The sequence below is a fragment of the Amycolatopsis sp. BJA-103 genome, assembly GCF_002849735.1.
Classification (GTDB): Bacteria; Actinomycetota; Actinomycetes; order Mycobacteriales; family Pseudonocardiaceae; genus Amycolatopsis.
This window is the reverse complement of record NZ_CP017780.1, coordinates 3989035-4007547: the sequence shown is the minus strand read 5'-3', so window position 1 is coordinate 4007547 and position 18513 is coordinate 3989035. Positions and strand designations below refer to the sequence as shown.

Genomic DNA, 18513 nt, shown 5'->3' with positions numbered 1-18513 from the left:
GCCTGTCATCATCGCTCATGATAATCACATGACCGAAGAAGAGGCCGCGATCGTCGAACTGGTGGCGGAGTTCGTGGATCGTGAGGTCCGGCCCGTCGCGCAGGAGCTCGCGCGTGGCTGGATGAGCCTCGCCGGTGCGATGGGCGGTCATACCGTCGTCGCGAAACTCCTCGCCACGTTCGGCACACAGGAGCAGAAGAACGCCTACCTGCCGAAGATGGCGACGGGCGAGATCCGCGCGACGACGGCCCTCACCGAACCCGGCGGCGGTTCGGACCTGCAGGCCCTCCGGCGCACAAGGGGATCTCCGTCCTGCTGGGTGGCGAAGAGGGCCGCGGCTTCGCCCAGATGATCCGAGGCCGCGATGGAGATCGCGCTCGACGCTGTCCGCATCCATGGCGGCTACGGCTACTCGACGGAGTTCGATGTCGAGCGGTACTTCCGCGACGCGCCCTTGATGATCGTCGGTGAGGGCACCAACGAGATCCAGCGGGGCGTGATCGCGCGCCAGCTGATCGAACGGCACCGCATCCCGTCCTGACGCACCAAGGAAGGCAGTATGCGCCAACCACTCGAGGGCATCACCGTCGTCGCGCTGGAACAGGCCGTCGCCGCGCCGTTCGCCTCGCGCCAGCTCGCCGACCTGGGCGCGCGGGTCATCAAGATCGAACGCCGAGGCGTCGGAGACTTCGCGCGTGACTACGACCGGACCGTGCACGGCCAGTCGAGCTACTTCGTCTGGCTCAACCGGGGCAAGGAAAGCGTCGAACTCGACATCAAGGATCCGGCCGATCGGGCGCTGCTCGGCGCGATGATCGGCCAGGCTGACGTGTTCGTGCAGAACCTCGTCCCCGGTGCGGTGGAACGGCTCGGGCTCGACGCCGGAACCCTGCGCGCGGAACGCCCGGAGCTGATCCACTGTTCGATCTCGGGCTACGGCCCCGAAGGTCCATATCGGACGAAGAAGGCGTACGACCTGCTGGTGCAGTGCGAAACCGGGCTCGTGATGTCCACCGGCACCCCGGAGACCCCGGCCAAGGCGGGGATCTCGATCGCCGACATCGCCACCGGCATGTACGCCTACACCGGCATCCTCACCGCGCTTTACGACCGCGAGCGCACCGGCGAGGGCGCGAGCCTGCACGTCGCGATGATCGACTCGCTCGGCGAGTGGATGAGCCAGCCCGCTTATTTCTCCCGGTACGGAAGGGAATCGCCGCGGCGCACGGCGGCGTCACATCCGTCGATCTCGCCGTACGGCCCGTACTGCACCGGTGACGACAAGGTCTTCCTGAGTGTCCAAAGTGAACGGGAATGGGTCGTGCTCTGCCGGGATGTTCTCCACCAAGAGGACCTCGTCGGCGATCCGCGCTTCCGGACCAACGACGACCGCGTCGCCCACGACGAAGAACTCACCGCGATCCTCGAACAGGCCTTCAGAGGTTCGACAGCCGACGAGGTCGGCGAGCTGCTGGAAGGTGCGGGGATCGCCAACGCCCGGCTGCGGACGCCCGAGCAGTTCACCCGGCATCCGCAGCTGACCGCGCGGAACCGCTGGCGTTCGGTGGACACCCCGGCCGGTGCGCTGGAGGCGTTGCTCCCGCCCGTCGAAGTGGCGGGCCGGGAAGCGGTGATGGGGCCGGTTCCCGCGCTGGGCGCGCACAACGAGTCGATCCGGGCCGAGTTCGGTCCTGGCGAGGAGGTTCGAGCGTGAAGGAAGTGGCCGAGGTTCCGCAGCCGGGACCCGCGGAGGCGTTGAGCTCGCTGCTCGACGTCGAGATGCCGGACCTGGAGCGCGAGGGCCTGCCGTTGCTGTGGCACTGGTTCTACCTGCTCGACCGGCCGGCGCAGGCCGATCTGGGGCCGGACGGGCATCCGGTCCGCGCCACGACCCCCGCGCCGCCGGAGCCGGGACGCCGCCGGATGTGGGCGGGCGGACGGGTGCGGACGCTCGGACCGTTGCGATGCGGGCTGCCCGCGACACGGCGTACGGAAGTGCTTTCCGTACAGGAGAAACAGGGCCGTACCGGACGGCTGACCTTCGTCGTGACCGCGACTACGTCCGTGACGTCGAAGGCTATCCGGGGCTGCTCACCCACGGGCCGTTGCAGGCGCTCGCGATGGCCGAGGCCGCGCGTGAGCACGTCCGGGCTTGGCCGGCGGAAGGCCATCAGGCTGTCGTCCGGCTCAACGCCGTGGGAACCCCTTGGTATCACGAGGATGTCGCGAGTGTCGGCCGCGCGCTCGCGGTGATGCTCCCCAAGGCCGAAGAAACTCTGTGTCCATCCCCGCTCGGTGGCCGTGGTGGACGGCCGGATGGTGGACCGGCCGGTCGAACTGCGCGCCAGGGCGATCCTCGACCGCGCGGATGAGCCATTCCGACCAGTCTGATGACGCCGACTCGCCCTGGCAGCGCCCGCCGCTTGGCGGTAGCGTTCCGGTGAGCGGATTTTTCGTTACGGTGAACGGAAAAGAGGCGTGGTCCGGTGCACGAACCGATTGTGACGGAATTCGCGACCACCGATCCGGAGCAGGCGCGTGCCTTGATCGCCGAGGCCTACCGCGACAACCGGTTGCAGGTCCGGGGTACCGTCGAAAACTACCGTTTCGAGCACAACCGCTGTGATCTCGGGGACGTGCACTTCGACTTCCTGCACAACACGTTGACCACGGAGGTCGCCGTCCAGCCGTTGGGCAGGGTGGTGCTGCTGCGCGTGCTGGGCGGTGTGCTGGAGCTCGACGACGGCATCGGCCACCGTCGGCTCGGTCCCGGGGACGTGTTCGCGGGCCCGCACCCCGGTCACGACTACCGGACGGGCATGCACGGCGCGCGGCTGCAGGTCACCGGGATCGACCTGGCGCTTTTGACGGGGATCGATCCGGCGCAGGACGGCGGAACGGTCGGACGTTTGCGCTACGAACCGGTGAGCCGGACGAAGGCACAGCGATGGCGCCAGACGGTCGAGTACGTCACCGGGATGTTCTCCGATCCGGAAGCGGAGAACGGCCCGCTCGTGCTCGGCGCGGCCGGGCGGCTGATGGCCGCCGTGGCCCTGGACACCTTCACCGCGGGTACCGGCGACTCCAGTCCCGGTGACCGCCGCAACGCCGTCCCGGACACCGTGCGCCGCGGGATCGCTTTCCTGGAGTCGAATCCGGATCTCGACCTCGGCGTCGCCGACATCGCCCGCGCCTGCCGGGTCTCGGTGCGGGCCCTCCAGCTGGCGTTCCGCCGTCATCTGGACACCACTCCGATGGCCTATCTGCGCCGGGTCCGGCTCGACCGGGTCCGGGCAGAGCTCCGCGACGCGGAACCCTGCGGAGGCGCGACGGTCACCTGCGTCGCGGCGAAATGGGGCTTCCTGGACGGCAGCCGGTTCAGCGCGCAGTACCGCGCGATCTACGGCGAGTCGCCAGGTCAGACGCTGCGCAAGTGCTGAGGTTCGTTTTCGTCGGGGAAAGTCTGCGTTTTCGCTGCTGGACGAGCGCGTCCGGGACCGGTTCCATGGAATCCGGCACCAGCAACGCCGGGCCCCCGCCTGCTGGTGTGTCGTAACCGGACCGGCCGGCCGGTTCGCTAGGGACGCGTCGCGATCCCGTCGTACATGACACGGCGGACAGCCCTGCTCATCGCCGCCTGCCCGTCCGGTGACGGGTCCCGCAGCCCGGAGAGCACCGACGCGAGGATCATCCCGTTGATCGCGCGCGCGGTGGCGTCCACGTCCAGGTCCTCGTGCAGATAACCGAGGTGGACGCCGTGGTGCAGGTAGCCCGCGGTCAGCTCCGCGGCGGTCTCGTAGAAGTCCAGCACCCGCTCCCGCATCTCGGCGTCGATGCCCGCGGCCTCGAGCAGGAGGAACCGGGCCATCCGCGGGTCGCTGCCGAAGATCTGGGCGAGCGCGTCGCCGATCCTCGCGCTCTGCTTGCGGTATTCGGCCAGGCTGTTGACCGCGTCGGGGGCGTTGTCCGCGGCCAGCGAGGCGACCACCTTCTCGACCAGGTCCGTGATCACGTGGTCGACGATGTCCCGCTTGTTCTGGAAGTAGCGGTAGAAGGTGCCGTGCCCGACGCCCAGCCGCGCGGCGATGTCGGCGATCCCCGTCGCGTGGTAGCCGCGTTCGGCGAAGCAGTCGAACGCGGTCTCCACGATCTCGCGCCGTAGTTCCTGCTTCTTCCGTGCGGCCCTGCTGACCGGGGTCTCCGTCGTCATCCCGCCAGCTTATTGCCCCGGACGTTCAAATGACATACCGTTCCGGAAATGACACGTCATTCCGCGAGAGCGCTGGTGCTCGGGTGCGGCGGGACCTTGGGCTTCGCCTGGACAGCGGCGGTTCTCGACGCGCTGCACACCCGGGCGGGCTGGGACCCGCGTGAGGCGGATGTCCTGGTCGGGACCTCGGCCGGTGCCGAGGCGGTGGCCATGCTCGGGGCGGGGATCCCGGCGAAGGCGATTCTCGGCGCGCTGGCCGGCACGCCCGATGGCGACGCCGTCGTCGCCGCCCACGTCCGGCGGGTGCCGAGCCGGTTCCCGCCGGTGCCGTTCCCGCGGTGGCCCGCGGCGAAGCTGGCCCGGGCCGCGTTGCGCCGGGACGTCGACACGCTCGCCGGTCTCGCGGGACTGCTTCCCCAGGGCAGGGGAGACGCGGGCTGGCTCCGCGAACTCGGGGACGCGCTGGCGCCCGGCGGCTGGGTACCGCATCCCGCGACCTGGCTGATCGCCACGGATCCGGCGGGCGGGCGGGTCGCGCTCGGCGCCGCGGGCGCGCCGTCCGCCCGGCTAGGCGAGGCGATCGCCGCGTCCTGGGCGATCCCCGGCTGGTTCCCTCCGTCCGTTGTGGACGGACGTCCGCTGCTCGACGGCGGGACCGTTTCGCCGACCTCGGCCGATCTCCTGCTGGGGCACGACGTCGGCGAGGTCGTGCTCATCGCGCCGATGAGCAGTGAAGGCGGAGCCCCGGCACGCGGTCCGGCGCGGCTGGAACGCCTGCTGCGGACGGCGATGACCAGGCGCGTCGACGACGAGGCGCGGCGGCTGCGCGCTGCGGGCGTCCGGGTGGTCCGGATCGAACCGGGGCCGGCCGATCTCGCCGCCATGGGCGCCAACTTCATGGACGGACGGCGGCGGGAGCACGTGCTCGCCACGGCGTTGAGGACGGCGCCCGGCCTGGTCGCCGACGCCTTCGAACGAGAGGGAGTGCGCGCATGAGCAAGTATCCGGACCTCGACCTCGCCGGGGCGCATGTGGCGATCACCGGTGCGGGGCAGGGCATCGGCCGCGCGACCGCGGAACGGATGGCCGCTCTCGGCGCGCGCGTGTCCATCGGCGACCTCGACTTGGAGGCCGCGAAACGCACCGCCGCCGACATCGGCGGGACGGCGCATCACCTCGACGTCGCCGATCCGGTCTCCTTCGCCGCGTTCCTTAGTGACGCCGAAGAGGCGAACGGGCCGCTCGCGGTGCTCGTCAACAACGCCGGGATCATGCCGAACGGCGGGTTCCTCGACCTTCCCGACTCGCTGAACCGGGCGACCATGGAGGTCAACGTCTTCGGCGTCGTCCACGGCATGCGGCTGGCCCTGCCCGGCATGCTGGAGCGCGGCCGCGGGCACATCGTGAACGTCGCGTCGCTGGCCGGGAAGTTCCCCGTCAAGGGACTGGCGATCTACAACGCCAGCAAGTTCGCCGTCGTCGGGCTGACCGCGGCGACCCGGCTGGAGTACGCGCCACACGGCGTGAGTGTCTCCGCCGTGCTGCCTTCGGCGGTCGACACCGCGCTCGCGTCGGGGCTCGACATGCGGCCGATCCCGAAGGTGAAACCGGGCCGGATCGCCGACGCCGTGGTGGATTCCGTCCGCACGCGCGCCGCGGAGATCGCCGTGCCCGGCTACGTCGGCGCTCTCGCCAGTCTCGCCAGTGTGACGCCGGAACCAGCGCTCAACGCCTTCCGCCGCTTGATGCGGGACGACCGGGCCCTGCGCCCCGATTCGCCGGAGCGGGACGGCTACCGCGCCCGCCTCCACCAGGACACCCACCGGGAGGAAAACGCATGAACGCGCAGTACGACGCCGTCGTCGTCGGGGCCGGTTTCGGCGGGATGGGCGCGGCGATCCAGCTCAACCGGCTCGGCTACGACAACCTGCTCATCCTCGAACGCGAGTCCGATCTCGGCGGCACCTGGCATGTGAACCGGTATCCAGGACTGGCCGTCGACATCCCCTCGGCCACCTACTCGTACTCGTTCGAGCCGAACCCGCACTGGTCGCGTCTTTTCGCGCCGGGCGCGGAACTCAAGCGGTATGCCGAACACGTCGCGGACAAGTACCGGCTGCGGCGCTACATGCGCTTCGGCACGGTCGTCACCGGCGCTGTCTGGGACGAGGCGAACGCGCACTGGACGGTCTCGCGCGCCGACGCCGAGCCGGTCACCGCCAAGTACCTCCTCACCGCGACCGGATTCCTTTCCCAGCCCAAGAAACCCGACATCGCCGGGATCGAGACCTTCGGCGGCAAGGTCATCCACACCACCGCCTGGGACGACGGCTACGACCTCGCGGGCAAACGGGTGGCGGTCATCGGCACCGGCGCGACCGCGGTCCAGCTGATCCCCGAGATCGCGAAGGTCGCGCGGGAACTGAGCGTGTACCAGCGGACCCCGATCTGGGTGAGTCCCAAGCTGGACTTCCCGGTGCCCAAGGCGGTCCGGCGCGCGTTCGCCGCGGTGCCGCTCACCCAGCGGGTCGCCCGGCTGACCGGGACCGCGCTGCTGGAACTGATGATGGTCTCCGGTGTCCTGCACTACAAGCAACTGCCGATCGCGAACCGGCTCGGCAAGATGTGGTGCCAGGCGCACCTCCGCCGCCAGGTGCGGGATCCGGGACTGCGCTCGGACCTGACGCCGCGCTATTCGTTCGGCTGCAAGCGCCCGACGTTCTCCAACGAGTACTACCCGGTCTTCACCAAGGACCACGTGCACCTGGAGACGAAGTCCATCGCGAAGATCGACGAGACCGGGATCGAGACCGCCGGTGGTGCGCGGCGGGACATCGACGTCCTGGTGCTGGCGACCGGCTTCGACCTGTGGGAGGCGAACTTCCCGGCGGTCGAGATCATCGGCCGCGGTGGCCGCGATCTCGGGAAGTGGTGGCGGGAGAACCGCTTCCAGGCCTACGAGGGTGTCGCGATCCCGAAGTTCCCCAACTTCATTTCGCTCAACAGCCCGTATTCCTACTCGGGACTGTCCTATTTCACCACCATCGAGACGCAGATGCGGCATATGGACCGGCTTTTCGGCGCGATGCGGCGGCGGGGCGCGACCGAGTTCGAGGTCACGCAGGAGGCCAACGACGCGTTCCTCGACCGGATGACCGAACGCCTCGGCGACTCGATCTTCACCCTCGGGAACTGCGCTCCGGCGAACAGTTACTACTTCAACCCGCACGGAGAGGCGACGTTGCTCAGGCCGTCGTCCACCCTCAACGCCATCAAGGAGGCGGGTAGCTTCCCCGTCGAGGACTACACCTTCGCCTAGCCGAAGGGGACTTTCCCCGCATGACACGAGGTGAAGGACGCTTTCCCCGCATGCCATGCGGGGAAAGCGTCCTTCAGCTCACTGCCGGCGGAGCCGGAGCGTGACGGCCGCGCCCGCCACGGCGAGGAACACCGCACCGAGCGCGTACGGCCACCACGGCACGGAGGTGTCGCCGACCGGGGCGGCACCGTAACCGCCGGCGGCACCGCTGCGGTCGTAGGTCGAGCCGGGCAGCTTGTCGCCATAGCGGCTCTGCAGGGCCTCACGGTAGGCGGCGAGCGTCATCTTCTCGCCGGTCTTCGCCACCGAAGATCCATCGAGGACGGTCACCGTGTCCCCGTCGACCGAGTACCAGGCACCGGCCTGCGGTTCGCTCAGGAGGTAGCCCTTGCCGGTCCGCGCCGCGAGACGCTTTTCGACGTCACCCGAGGCGACGTTGTAGACCGACCAGCCCGCCCCTTCGCGCTGCGACCACACGGTCGCCGCGTCGCCGTTGCCGAGGGTGGCGGGAGTGGCGACGTAGGCCAGTTCCGCCGGCACGGCCGAGGTGCCGGCGATGAAGGCCGCGGTCGGCTGGTAGACCGCCACCGGGGTGCGCGGATCGGCCTTGGCGGTCCTGGCCGCGATGGCCGTGTCGGCCTTGGCGGCACCGGGGAACTCCGCTTTGGCGAGTCGCTGTGTGGTCGCGTCACTGGTGACCACTGTGGACACCGCGGCGAGGTCGGCGGCGGTGGGCGCGCCGGCCGGGGCGTCGGCGGCGGAGGCTTGGCCGCCGAGCGCCAAGGACAGTCCGATGGCGAGGATCGTGGCGCTGAGGAAGGTTCGCTTCATGGTTTCAGTCCTTGATCCCGTAGACGGTGTGGGTCCAGGTGAACGAGTTGTTGGACCGGTAGGCGTTGTAGCTCATCTGGTTGTAGCGGGGGCTCGAACCCCACGGGTCGCCGTAGTAGACCGTCGTCGCGCCATTGGTGTTGTCGTAGCCGTAGAGCACGTGCATGTGGCCGCCGCCGTTGTTCCAGCCGATCCGGGTGCCGATCGGCTGCCGCGCGTCGACCTGGCTCTTGATCGAGGCGAAGCTCAGCGTCTGGCCCGAGGAGCTGTAGGTGCCGACGTTGCTGAACCCGAGCCACCGGAACACGCGCTGCTGATCGCTCAGGTAGCCCTGGTTGTTCGCACAGTCCGAACCGGACTCGTTGTGCGCGACCTGGCAGAACTTCGTCTGGGTGATCGAATGCCCCCACCAGGCGGCGATGGTGTTGCCGCTGGCGTCCCAGCACCAGTTGCTCTTCTGCTGGGCTTGCATGGTGATCGGGATCGTGGTGGCCGCCGTGATCGCGGGCGCCGCGGAGGCGGGCGCCTGGAGGGCGACCATCGCGGCGACACCGGCGCAGGCCGTGGCCAGCCCGCGCCTGAATGAGGTCTTCACCGTCGGAACACTCCTAACTGGATGGTCGAACGCGAAGCACGCGCGGTTGGCTACCCGGAGGGGACAGGTGAGGACTTCGGCTACCCGAATGGGTGGCCGACCGGCGCGGGCAGGGGACTTGCGCTGTGACGATGTGACAGAAGGGCACTGCGAACAGTCTGAGATTCACCCTCGGGGGGGATCCGTGGCAAGGTTCGCGGCAATACCTAAGGGTCCGTATTACCGATGCGGGGATCCGCGCCGCGCAGGTCGGCGTGACCCGATCGAGTTAACGCCGTGACTCCGGTGGTGTGGACCAGCGGAAAGCGTGCGGCCCGTGGTCACTGTTCGTGTTCCCGCCTTTCGGCGGGTGTCCTATCGGTATGGTCCGAGCATGCCGACGCTCGGTGCGGCACCGGTGTTCGTGGCCCGCGACACCGAACTGGCCGAACTGGTGCGCGTCACCTCGAGCCCGCCGTCGGTCGCCGTCGTCGAGGGCGAACCGGGTGTGGGCCGGAGCCGTCTGCTCGAAGAACTGGCCGCACAGCCCGGGATCGCGTCGCGCGTGGTCTGGTCCGCCCGCTGCGGTTCCTTCGCGCGGCCATGCCGGTTGGCTCCCTTGGTCGACGCGTTGCTCGGGAAGAGCGAGGTGGCCGCCGCCCACGCGGCGGGCTTCTCCCCGGTGACCGGCGTCCTGCGGCGGCTGATCCCCGAATGGTCGCCGTGGCTGCCGCCGTTCCCGGAGAACGCGGACGCCGGGACCGTCCGGCAGCAGGAACTCCGTGCCGTGCGAGAAGTCCTGACCGGCTGCGGTCCGGCGGTCCTGATGCTCGACGACGTCCACTCCGCCGACGACGACACGTGGGAGTTCCTGCGCGGTCTCGCGGCGTCACCGGCGGCGGCGCTGAGCGTGGTGGTCAGTTCGGTGGCTTGCAGCGCGCGGCGATTCCCGCCGATGCCGGAGACCGCCGCGTATCTGTCGCTTCCGGCGTTCACCGCCGTCCAGGTGCGGACCCTGCTGGACGCGACGTTCGGCCGCTGCGCGCCGGATTTCGCCGAGGCGGCGCACCGGCGGACGTCCGGGATCGCCGTCGACCTGACCGCGCTGGTGCAGAGCGTCGGTGACACGGCGGAGTCGCTTTCGGCGGACAGGCTGGCGTCGGCGGCCGCACCGCCGATCGTGCGCAGCAGGGTCGCCGGACTGATGACGGCGATCGGCCCGGCCGCGCGCGACGTCGTCCGCGCGGCCGCGGTGCTGGGATCGTCCGCCGGGGAAGCGGATCTGGGCGCGGTGGCGGCATCGCCGTCCGGGGATACCTCCGGCGCCGTCACCGAAGCCGTGGAAGCGGGACTGCTGCGGGATCTCGGCCGCGGCCGGTACGTCTCGGGGAGCCCGCTGATCGCCGAAGCGGTCTACGCGTTGCTTCCCGGCCCTCAGCGGTGCGCGATGCACGGCCGCGCCGCCGCCCGGCTCGCCTCCGGCGCCGAACCCTTCGCGTCGCTGATCGCCCGCCACGCGCGGCTGGCAGGCGATCTCGGCGCGTGGACACAGTGGACCGGCGTCGCCGTCGACAACGCCATCGAAGACGGCCGGACCGAGGAAGCGAGCCGTCTGCTCGAAGCGGCATTGCGGGACGCGGACCTGCCGCGGACCGCGCGCGAGTCGTTCGCCGTCCGGCTCGGCAGGGAGCTGCCGCGGAGCATCGCCCACGCAGGCACGGTCCGGCTGCTGCGGAAGATCCTGCGCGAATGGCCGCTGAGCAAGGCCGCGCGCGGCGAGATCCGGGTCCACCTCGGTCAGGTGCTGATCAACCAGGTGGGCAAGGTCGAAGCGGGCAGGCTCGAAATCGAACTGGGCGCGGCCGACCTCGGCAGGCGGCAGGCGCTGCTCGCCAGGGGGCTGGTCACCCTGGCGCTGCCGCATATCGGGACGGTCCCGGTGGAGGAGAACTTCCGCTGGCTCGACGAGGCCGAACGGGCGAGCAAGGGAGAACCCGACGCCGGGGTGCTCGCCGCGATCGCCGCCAACCGGCTTTCGGCGCGGATGCAGGTCGGCGATCCCGAGGCCTGGCAGGACATCGCCGACCTGCCGCGGGCATCGGAGTCGGCCGAGGTCTGCCGTCAGGTGGCGCGCACCTACATCAACCTCGCCGACGCGGTGGCGTGGAACGGGCACTACCCGGTCGCGCGGGTCTACCTCGTGACCGCGCGACGGCTGATCCGCGACGATCACCAGCCCTACCTCGACGCGCTGGCCGACGGCACGGAACTACGCCTGGATCTCGCGATGGGGGAGTGGTCGAGCGTCGCCGAGAAGGCGCGGGCGATGCTGACCCGGGTCGACAAGGACAGTTCGCTCGCCGCCGAGCCGCTGCTCGTGCTCGGCTGGTACGAATACGGGCAGCACCGGCCGATGGCGGCGCTGCGCAGCTTCGACGCGGCGTTCGCGCTTTCCGCCGGCAGCGTCCCGATCCAGGCGTCGGCGTACGCGGGCCGCGTCGCGGTCCACCAGGCGGGCAAGGATCTGCAAGCCGCCCGGCGCCTGGCGGAGTACGGCCTGGAGACCGTGCGCCGCAAGAACAACTGGGTCTGGGCGGCCGAACTGATGCCGTTCGCCGTGCGCACCATGCTCGGGCTGGGCCAGCACGTCGAGGCGAGAGAACTGCTCGCGGAGTACCGGCAGGGCATCGACGGCAAGGACACGCCGGTCGCCAACGCGGCGGCGTTGTTGTGCCGGGGCATGCTCACCCAAGCCCGCGGCGAGACGCTCGCCGCCGGTGATCTGCTGCTCGGTGCCGCGCAGGCCTATCACGCGCTGCCGTCTCCGTACTTCGCCGCCTACGCCGACGAACTCGCGGCCGGTTGCTTCCTCGAAGCCGGGGAGCGGGAACGCGCCGTCGCTTCCTTCACCACCGCGGAGACGGCGTACGCGGGCCTCGGCGCCGCCGTGGACGCGCTGCGCTGCCGACGGTCACTGCGCCGCTGTGATCCGGAGATGCCCCGGCGGGGCCGCAAGGGGTACGGCGAAACGCTGTCGCCGAGGGAACTCGAGGTAGCCCGGCTCGCCGCCCAGAACCTCACCAACCGGGAGATCGGCGAGCGGCTCTTCCTGTCGCCGCGGACGGTCGAGATCCATGTCGGGCGCGCGCTGCGCAAACTGGGACTGCCCTCGCGCACGGTCCTGACCGAAGACCTGCTCCGCGACGCGACCGGTGAAGGTTCCAAAACGGCCTGACCGATTTCGGCCTCGCTGTCTCCTCTGGCCCCGGGACCCCGGCGAGCCCGAGGTGAAGGGGACTTTCCCCGCATGTGATGCGGGGAAAGCCTCCTTCGCGCCTTCCCCCAAGTACGTGAAGGACCCCTTCACTGCGTTAGACGCAATGAAGGGGTCCTTCACGTAGTTCAGGCGACCACCCACCCCCACCCTGACCGCTTCCGGCCACGCCCCGAACTGTGTCTTGACTTCAACTAAGCCCACCCTTAGTTTCCCCCTATAACTTTCCATGCCAAAGGGGTGAGATGCCGAAGATCGGGGGCCGTCCGGCCAGGATCGGGACGGACGACATCCTGCGGGCCGGGCGCGAGCTCGGGATGCGCGGGCTGAGTGTCAAGGCGGTCGCGGCCCGGCTGGGGGTGACCGCGACCGCCCTCTACCGGCACGTCGACGGGCGCTGGGGGCTCGAGCGGCTGGTCGGGGAGAGCATTCTGGCCGAGTTGCGGCTCCGGGACGATTCCCGGCACGGCCTCGAGCGACACCTGCTGTCCTTCGCCCTGCAGATGCGTGCCTTCGTGCTGGAGCATCCGGGCCTGGTCACCTACCTGCAGCTGCTGTTCCCGCGCGGTGACGGCGGCCGGCGCCTGCTGAACGACGAGGTCGACGCCCTCGTCCGCCGGGGTTACGAGCCCGGCGCGGCGATCGTGCTCAGTGGCGCCGTCGCGTCGCTGACCATCGCGATGACCGCGTCCGAGGAGCACAGCATGGCAGCCGAGGAGACCGACGGCGACGGGCTGGACCGTGAGCGGCAGGCGGTCCGCGATCGGTTGTCGCGCGACGACCGGCTCGCCGAGCCGTCCGCCGCGTTGCCGGAGGTTCCGAGGCCCGAGTACGTGCGGCTGGTGCTGACAGCGTCGATTCGCGGGTTGATCGGGTCCTGTCCGCCGGGCAGGCCGGTCGTGGAGATGGTGGCCGATCTGGCGGCCACCGGGGAGGGTTTGTGATGGCGCGCGGGTTCCAAGGCGCGGTGATGCGGGGTTTCGGTGCGAGAGACCACGAAGCGACCGTCGTCGAGAGAGTGGAAATTACGCCGAGGTTCGTGCGGATCCGGTTCGTCTCGCCGACGTTGTTCGAGGACGTCGTCGTGGAGCCGACGGCCTGGCTCCGGTTCTGGTTCCCGGACCCGGAAGGCGGGCCGACGGAGTTCCAGCGCGCGTACACGCTCACCGAAGCCGACCCGGAGACCGGCACGTTCGCGGTCGACGTCGTCCTGCACGAGCCCGCCGGTCCCGCCTCGCGGTGGCTGGGTGAAGCGCGGCCGGGTGCGACGGTTCCGGTGATGTCCTTGGGTTCCACCTCTTTCGCGGTCCCCGCCGAACCTCCCGCCGGTTACCTGCTCATCGGCGACTCCGCCTCGATTCCCGCGATCAACGCGATCCTCGAAGTGGTCCCGGCCGACCTCCCGATCGAGTTGTACCTCGAAGAGCACGACGAGACCGACCGGCTGATCCCGCTGGGCGAGCACGCGCGGCTGGCCGTGCACTGGGTGCCGCGCGGGGACGCGACCTCGCTGGCCGCGGCGATCGAGACGCGCGACTGGTCGGACTGGCAGGCGTGGCTGGCGACCGAAGCCGGTTCCTTCAAACACCTCAAGACCCGGTTGCGGGAGACGTTCGGCTTCCCCAAGTCCGAGGTGCACGGCCGGGCGTACTGGTACTACGGCCGCGCCATGGGTGCTTTCCGCGGTGAGAAGGAAGAACCGGCCGCTGAAGCCCCGAAGCCCGTCGAGAAGGCCCCCAAGGGGGCTTGGCGGGCACAGGCCGCCGGACGGCTGCTGGCGCCGGTCCGGCGGACGCTGATCTTCGCCGGGGTCCTGCAGGCCGTCGTGACGCTGATCCGGCTCGCGCCGTTCGTGTTGCTGGTGGAACTGGTCCGGCGGCTGCTCGCGGGCGGCGAATCGCTGTGGGCGATCGGCGTCTCGGCGCTGGTGCTGCTCGGCGCGGGAACCTTGCTCGAATCGGCGGTCGTGCTCTGGCTGCACGCGGCCGACGCGCGATTCGCCCGAGATCTGCGGCAGCGGTTGCTGGGCAAACTCGCGAGGCTGCCGCTGGGCTGGTTCACCGCCCGCGGTTCGGGCGCGGTCGCGAAACTCGTGCAGGGCGACACACTCTCGCTCCACTACCTGGTCACGCACGCCGTTCCCGACGCGGTGGCGGCCGTCGTGGCACCGGTCGCGGTGCTGGCCTACCTCTTCGTGGTGGACTGGCGGCTCGCCCTCGTCCTGCTCGTCCCGATCCTCGTCTACCTCGTCACCACCTCGATCATGGTCGTCCAATCGGGAGCCAAGACCGGCCAGGCGATGCGCTGGGCGGAACGGATGGCAGGGGAGGCGGGCGCGTATCTGGAAGGGCAGCCGGTGATCCGGGTGTTCGGCGGTGCCGCGGCGTCGTCGTTCCGGCGGCGGCTCGACGAGTACATCGGCTTCCTCGGCGACTGGCAGCGGCCGTTCACCGGCAAGAAGACCATGCTCGACTTCGCCACCCGGCCCGCCACGTTCCTGCTCCTGATCACCGGCGCCGGCACGCTGATGGTCACCGGCGGCGGCCTGGAGCCGGTGACGTTGATCCCGTTCCTCCTGCTGGGCACCACCTTCGGCGCTCGGTTGCTGGGTATCGGCTACGGCCTCGGCGGCGTCCGCGAGGGAATGCTCGCCGCGCGCCGGATCCAGGTCGTCCTCGACGAACCGGAACTGTCCACAGTGGAGCTCAAAGATCGGGACGGTGCCGAGCCGGGCACGGTGGAACTGGACAGGGTGGGCTTCGCGTACCGCACCGGTGTTCCCGTTCTGGAGGACGTCTCCCTGACCTTGCGTCCCGGCACGGTGACCGCGCTGGTCGGCCCGTCGGGAGCCGGGAAGTCGACCCTCGCCGCCTTGGTCGCGAGGTTCCACGACGTGACCGAAGGGGCGATCCGCGTCGGCGGCCGGGACGTCCGCTCGTTCGCCGCCGACGAACTCTACGGCCGGGTGGGATTCGTGGTGCAGGATCCGCAACTCGTCCAGGGGACCGTGCGGGAGAACATCGCGCTCGCCGTTCCCGGCGCCACCGAAGACCAGGTCGTCGCCGCGGCTCGTGACGCGCAGATCCACGAGCGGATCCTGCGGCTGCCGCAGGGGTACGACACCGTCCTCGGCGCCGGTTCCCAGCTGTCCGGCGGGGAACGCCAGCGGGTCGCCATCGCCCGCGCGATCCTCGCCGACGCCCCCGTCCTCGTCCTCGACGAGGCGACCGCCTTCGCCGATCCCGAGTCGGAGTACCTCGTGCAACAAGCACTCGACCGGCTCACCGAGGGCCGGACCGTCCTGGTCATCGCCCATCGTCTGCACACCGTCACCGGCGCCGACCGGATCGTGGTCCTCGACCGCGGGGAGATCGCCGAAAGCGGGACCCACGACGAACTGCTGGCTTCGGGCGGGCGCTACACCCGCCTGTGGCAGGCCGGAGCGGGCGCGGGGGTGACCGCGTGATCCGCACCCTGCTGGGCCTGATCCCCGGGACGCGACGCCGGACGTTCCGGCGCTACCTCGTGCTCGCCGTGTTCTCGGTGCTGCTGCGCGCCGTCGGTGTCGTTCTGCTCGTGCCGCTGGTGGGCGCCCTGTTCGGCGCCGACGCCGCGGAAGCACTGCCCTGGCTGGGCGCGCTCGCCGCCGTCACCGCGGCGGGCTGGGCGGTCGACGCCGTCGTGGGACGGCTCGGCTTCGAACTCGGTTTCGGGGTGCTGGACCACGCCCAGCACGATGTCGCCGAGCATCTGACGAACGTCCGGCTGTCCTGGTTGGACAGTGCCAACACCCAGACCGCCCGCCAGGCCATCGCCGCGACCGGTCCTGACCTCGTCGGTTTGGTCGGCTATCTGCTCACCCCGCTCATCGGCGCGGTCCTGCTGCCGATCGCGATCGCGCTGGCCCTGCTGGCGATCGCCTGGCCGCTCGGGCTCGCCGCGCTGGCCGGGGTCCCGGTGCTGCTGGGCGCGTTGTGGGCGACCGGCCGGATCACCCGCCGTGCCGACCGGGCGGCGGCCGAAGCGAACACCGTGCTCACCGAGCGGATCGTCGAGTTCGCCCGCACGCAACAGACGTTGCGCGCGGCCCGTCGCGTGGAGCCCGCGCGCAGTCACGCCGGTGCCGCGCTCGCCGCGCACCACGGCGCGACGGTCCGGCTGCTGCGCCTGCAGATCCCGGGTCAGGTGCTGTTCGGCATCGCCGGTCAGCTGGCGCTGGTCCTGCTCGCCGGGACGACTGTTCTCCTTGCCACTCAAGGAGAACTGGGCGTGCCCGAGGCGATCGCGCTGATCGTCGTGCTCGCCCGGTACCTGGAACCGTTCACCGCGCTCGGTGATCTCGCTCCCGGCATCGAGACCGCCACCACCACGCTCGGCCGCATCCGCACCGTGCTCACCGCACCCGTGGCCCCGGCGGGCGAGGCCGTCGCGCCGGGGAAGGAGGCGCCGCGGATCCGGTTCGAGGACGTCGGTTTCCGTTATTCGCCAGGCACCGAAGACGTTCTGGAGAACTTCGCCCTCACCCTCGAACCGGGGACGACGACCGCGATCGTCGGGCCGTCCGGTTCGGGCAAGAGCACCGTCCTCGCGTTGCTCGCCGGCCTGCACCAGCCCACCGGCGGACGGGTGCTCGTCGGCGGGACGGATCTCGCCGAACTGTCCGCGGCCGACCGGCGGGAGCTGGTCACCGTCGTCTTCCAGCAGCCGTACCTGTTCGACGGTTCGGTGCGCGACAACGTCCTCGCCGGGGATCCCTCGGCGACGGAGGAAAGGGTCGCCGAGGTCGTCGAGCTCGCCAGGGTCGGCGAACTGCTGGCGCACACGGCCGTCGGCGAGGCGGGCGGCGCGCTCTCCGGCGGTGAGCGGCAGCGGGTGTCCATCGCCCGCGCGCTGCTCAAACCGGCGCCCGTGCTGCTGGTCGACGAGGCCACCAGCGCGCTGGACACCGAGAACGAGGACGCCGTCGTCCGGTCTCTCAGCGCCGATCCCGTGCCGCGGACCCGGGTGATCGTCACCCATCGGATCGCCGGGATCCGGCACGCCGACAGGGTCCTTTTCCTGGAGGGCGGGAAGATCACCGAAGACGGCACCGTCGAGGAACTCCTCGCGAGGCAAGGCCGGTTCGCCGAGTTCTGGCGGCGGCAGATCGACGCCACCGGCTGGAGGATCACCGCACGATGAGCCACACCCAAGGCGAGCCGGACTGGGTCGTCACCCGTGACGGCAGACGGCTGCACGCGATGGTGCTGCCGGGACCCGCCGGAGTCACCGGGCCGACGGTCGTGTTCGAAGCCGGAGCGGCGGCCACCCGGTCGTCCTGGGCGGCGGTCCAGCCGGAGGTCGCCCGGTCCGCCCGCGCGATCGTCTACGACCGGTCCGGGCTCGGCCGCAGCGCCCCCGACCCCGGCGGCCGGACGCTGCGCCGGATGGCCGACGACCTCAACGACGTCCTCGACCACTTCGGCCCGGGACCGTACGTCCTCGCCGGGCACAGCGCCGGCGGGCCGATCGTGCGGCAGGCCGCCGCCCGCCGCCCGGAGCGGATCGCCGGTCTGGTGCTGGTCGATCCGACCGACGAGGCGGCGGACGTGCTCTTCGGCCGCGCCTTCCGCACCGGTGAACGCGTGATGATCGGGCTGGGTACCGTGCTCGCGCGGCTGGGTCTGCTCAAGGTCGTCTTCCGCGGCCTGCTGCGGGACATCCCCGACGACGTCCGCCGCGACCTCGAACGTGAGGCGTTCACCGCCGCGACGATGCGGACCCACCGGGAGCAGGCCCGCACCTTCCTCGACGAACTGGCGGTCTGGCGGCACGATCCGCCGGTGCTCGCCGACATCCCGGTCACCGTCGTCTCCGGCGGGCGCGGCGGGGACGGGATGTCCGCGGGGGTGCGGGCGCGGGCGAACGCGTCCCACGCCCACCGGGTGGCTGCCTCGCCCGGCGGGCGGCACGTGATCGCCGAGCGGTCCGGTCACTACATCCCGAAGACCGAGCCCGAGGTGATCGCCCGCGAGATCGTCAGGATGCTGTGAGAGCCCGACGGAGTTCTTCGTAGGTCGGCGCGAGCGTCCGGAGCGTCTCGGCGGCACGCCCGTCGTCCTCGGTGACGAGGTCGTACCAGCTGCATGCCGAAAGGACTGCCGGTCACGGTTTCGAGCACGTCCACCGGAGGTGTCTCGGAGCCGAGCATCATCGCGAGGGAATTCGCGTAGCACTAGGGCCCGGAGCCACGACAAGGAAAGTCGATCACGTGTTCGACCACGGCAGTTTTCGCGCTCAAACGCCACTCCCGAGGATTTCAGTCC

14 protein-coding genes and 1 pseudogene are annotated in these 18513 nt (G+C 70.5%); 12 read left to right on the top strand and 3 right to left on the bottom strand.

The window, feature by feature from the left end; all coding sequences use genetic code 11:
- The first annotated feature begins 28 nt into the window (after positions 1–28).
- The 4 genes and pseudogenes from BKN51_RS44775 (at position 29) to BKN51_RS17275 (ending at position 3440) form a co-directional block, all read left to right on the top strand.
- A pseudogene (locus BKN51_RS44775) lies at positions 29–541 on the top strand (acyl-CoA dehydrogenase family protein).
- Between the two features lie 18 nt (positions 542–559).
- Entirely contained in the window at positions 560–1714 is a 1155-nt protein-coding gene (locus BKN51_RS17285; RefSeq protein ID WP_101608633.1) for a CaiB/BaiF CoA transferase family protein, read from the top strand.
- Entirely contained in the window at positions 1711–2253 is a 543-nt protein-coding gene (locus tag BKN51_RS17280) for a hypothetical protein (RefSeq protein ID WP_233224204.1), read from the top strand. Before BKN51_RS17285 ends, BKN51_RS17280 begins: the two co-directional genes overlap by 4 nt.
- Positions 2254–2486: 233 nt before the next feature.
- Positions 2487–3440 carry a helix-turn-helix transcriptional regulator gene (locus BKN51_RS17275; RefSeq protein ID WP_101608632.1) on the top strand — a complete coding sequence of 318 codons (954 nt, stop codon included), beginning with the start codon at positions 2487–2489 and terminating at the stop codon, positions 3438–3440.
- A gap of 137 nt (positions 3441–3577) precedes the next feature.
- Here BKN51_RS17275 and BKN51_RS17270 read toward each other — a convergent pair whose 3' ends face one another.
- Positions 3578–4210 carry a TetR/AcrR family transcriptional regulator gene (locus tag BKN51_RS17270; RefSeq protein WP_101608631.1) on the bottom strand — a complete coding sequence of 211 codons (633 nt, stop codon included), beginning with the start codon at positions 4208–4210 and terminating at the stop codon, positions 3578–3580.
- A gap of 48 nt (positions 4211–4258) precedes the next feature.
- Between BKN51_RS17270 and BKN51_RS17265 the strand changes: the two genes are divergently transcribed.
- From BKN51_RS17265 to BKN51_RS17255, 3 genes are read left to right on the top strand one after another with little or no spacing between them, the layout of a single operon-like run.
- Entirely contained in the window at positions 4259–5206 is a 948-nt protein-coding gene (locus BKN51_RS17265; RefSeq protein ID WP_233224205.1) for a patatin-like phospholipase family protein, read from the top strand.
- Entirely contained in the window at positions 5203–6051 is an 849-nt protein-coding gene (locus BKN51_RS17260; protein WP_101608629.1) for an SDR family oxidoreductase, read from the top strand. Before BKN51_RS17265 ends, BKN51_RS17260 begins: the two co-directional genes overlap by 4 nt.
- Positions 6048–7529, top strand: coding sequence for a flavin-containing monooxygenase (locus BKN51_RS17255; protein WP_101608628.1), 1482 nt, complete (start codon positions 6048–6050; stop codon positions 7527–7529). Before BKN51_RS17260 ends, BKN51_RS17255 begins: the two co-directional genes overlap by 4 nt.
- A gap of 78 nt (positions 7530–7607) precedes the next feature.
- On the opposite strand, the gene BKN51_RS17250 is transcribed toward BKN51_RS17255, so the two are convergent.
- Together BKN51_RS17250 and BKN51_RS17245 are read right to left on the bottom strand one after the other, a co-directional pair.
- Positions 7608–8360 carry a hypothetical protein gene (locus BKN51_RS17250; protein WP_101608627.1) on the bottom strand — a complete coding sequence of 251 codons (753 nt, stop codon included), beginning with the start codon at positions 8358–8360 and terminating at the stop codon, positions 7608–7610.
- Positions 8361–8364: 4 nt separating this feature from the next.
- On the bottom strand, positions 8365–8955 hold the full coding sequence (locus BKN51_RS17245; protein ID WP_101608626.1) for a papain-like cysteine protease family protein: 591 nt from the start codon (positions 8953–8955) through the stop codon (positions 8365–8367).
- A 373-nt stretch (positions 8956–9328) separates the two neighbouring features.
- On the opposite strand from BKN51_RS17245, the gene BKN51_RS17240 reads away from it, so the two are divergent.
- From BKN51_RS17240 to BKN51_RS17220, 5 genes are all read left to right on the top strand, one after another.
- Positions 9329–12169 carry a helix-turn-helix transcriptional regulator gene (locus BKN51_RS17240; protein WP_101608625.1) on the top strand — a complete coding sequence of 947 codons (2841 nt, stop codon included), beginning with the start codon at positions 9329–9331 and terminating at the stop codon, positions 12167–12169.
- Between the two features lie 284 nt (positions 12170–12453).
- Positions 12454–13152 (top strand): TetR/AcrR family transcriptional regulator, encoded by a 699-nt coding sequence (locus BKN51_RS17235; RefSeq protein WP_101608624.1) that lies wholly within the window; start codon positions 12454–12456, stop codon positions 13150–13152.
- Positions 13152–15674 carry an ABC transporter ATP-binding protein/permease gene (locus tag BKN51_RS17230; RefSeq protein ID WP_101608623.1) on the top strand — a complete coding sequence of 841 codons (2523 nt, stop codon included), beginning with the start codon at positions 13152–13154 and terminating at the stop codon, positions 15672–15674. The genes BKN51_RS17235 and BKN51_RS17230 overlap by 1 nt, the downstream gene beginning before the upstream one ends.
- A complete protein-coding gene (locus tag BKN51_RS17225) occupies positions 15671–17389 on the top strand; it encodes an ABC transporter ATP-binding protein (RefSeq protein WP_101613273.1) in 1719 nt (572 codons plus the stop codon). The genes BKN51_RS17230 and BKN51_RS17225 overlap by 4 nt, the downstream gene beginning before the upstream one ends.
- Positions 17386–18240: an alpha/beta fold hydrolase gene (locus BKN51_RS17220; RefSeq protein ID WP_101608622.1), complete on the top strand. Its 855-nt coding sequence runs from the start codon at positions 17386–17388 to the stop codon at positions 18238–18240. The genes BKN51_RS17225 and BKN51_RS17220 overlap by 4 nt, the downstream gene beginning before the upstream one ends.
- Positions 18241–18513 lie beyond the last annotated feature (273 nt).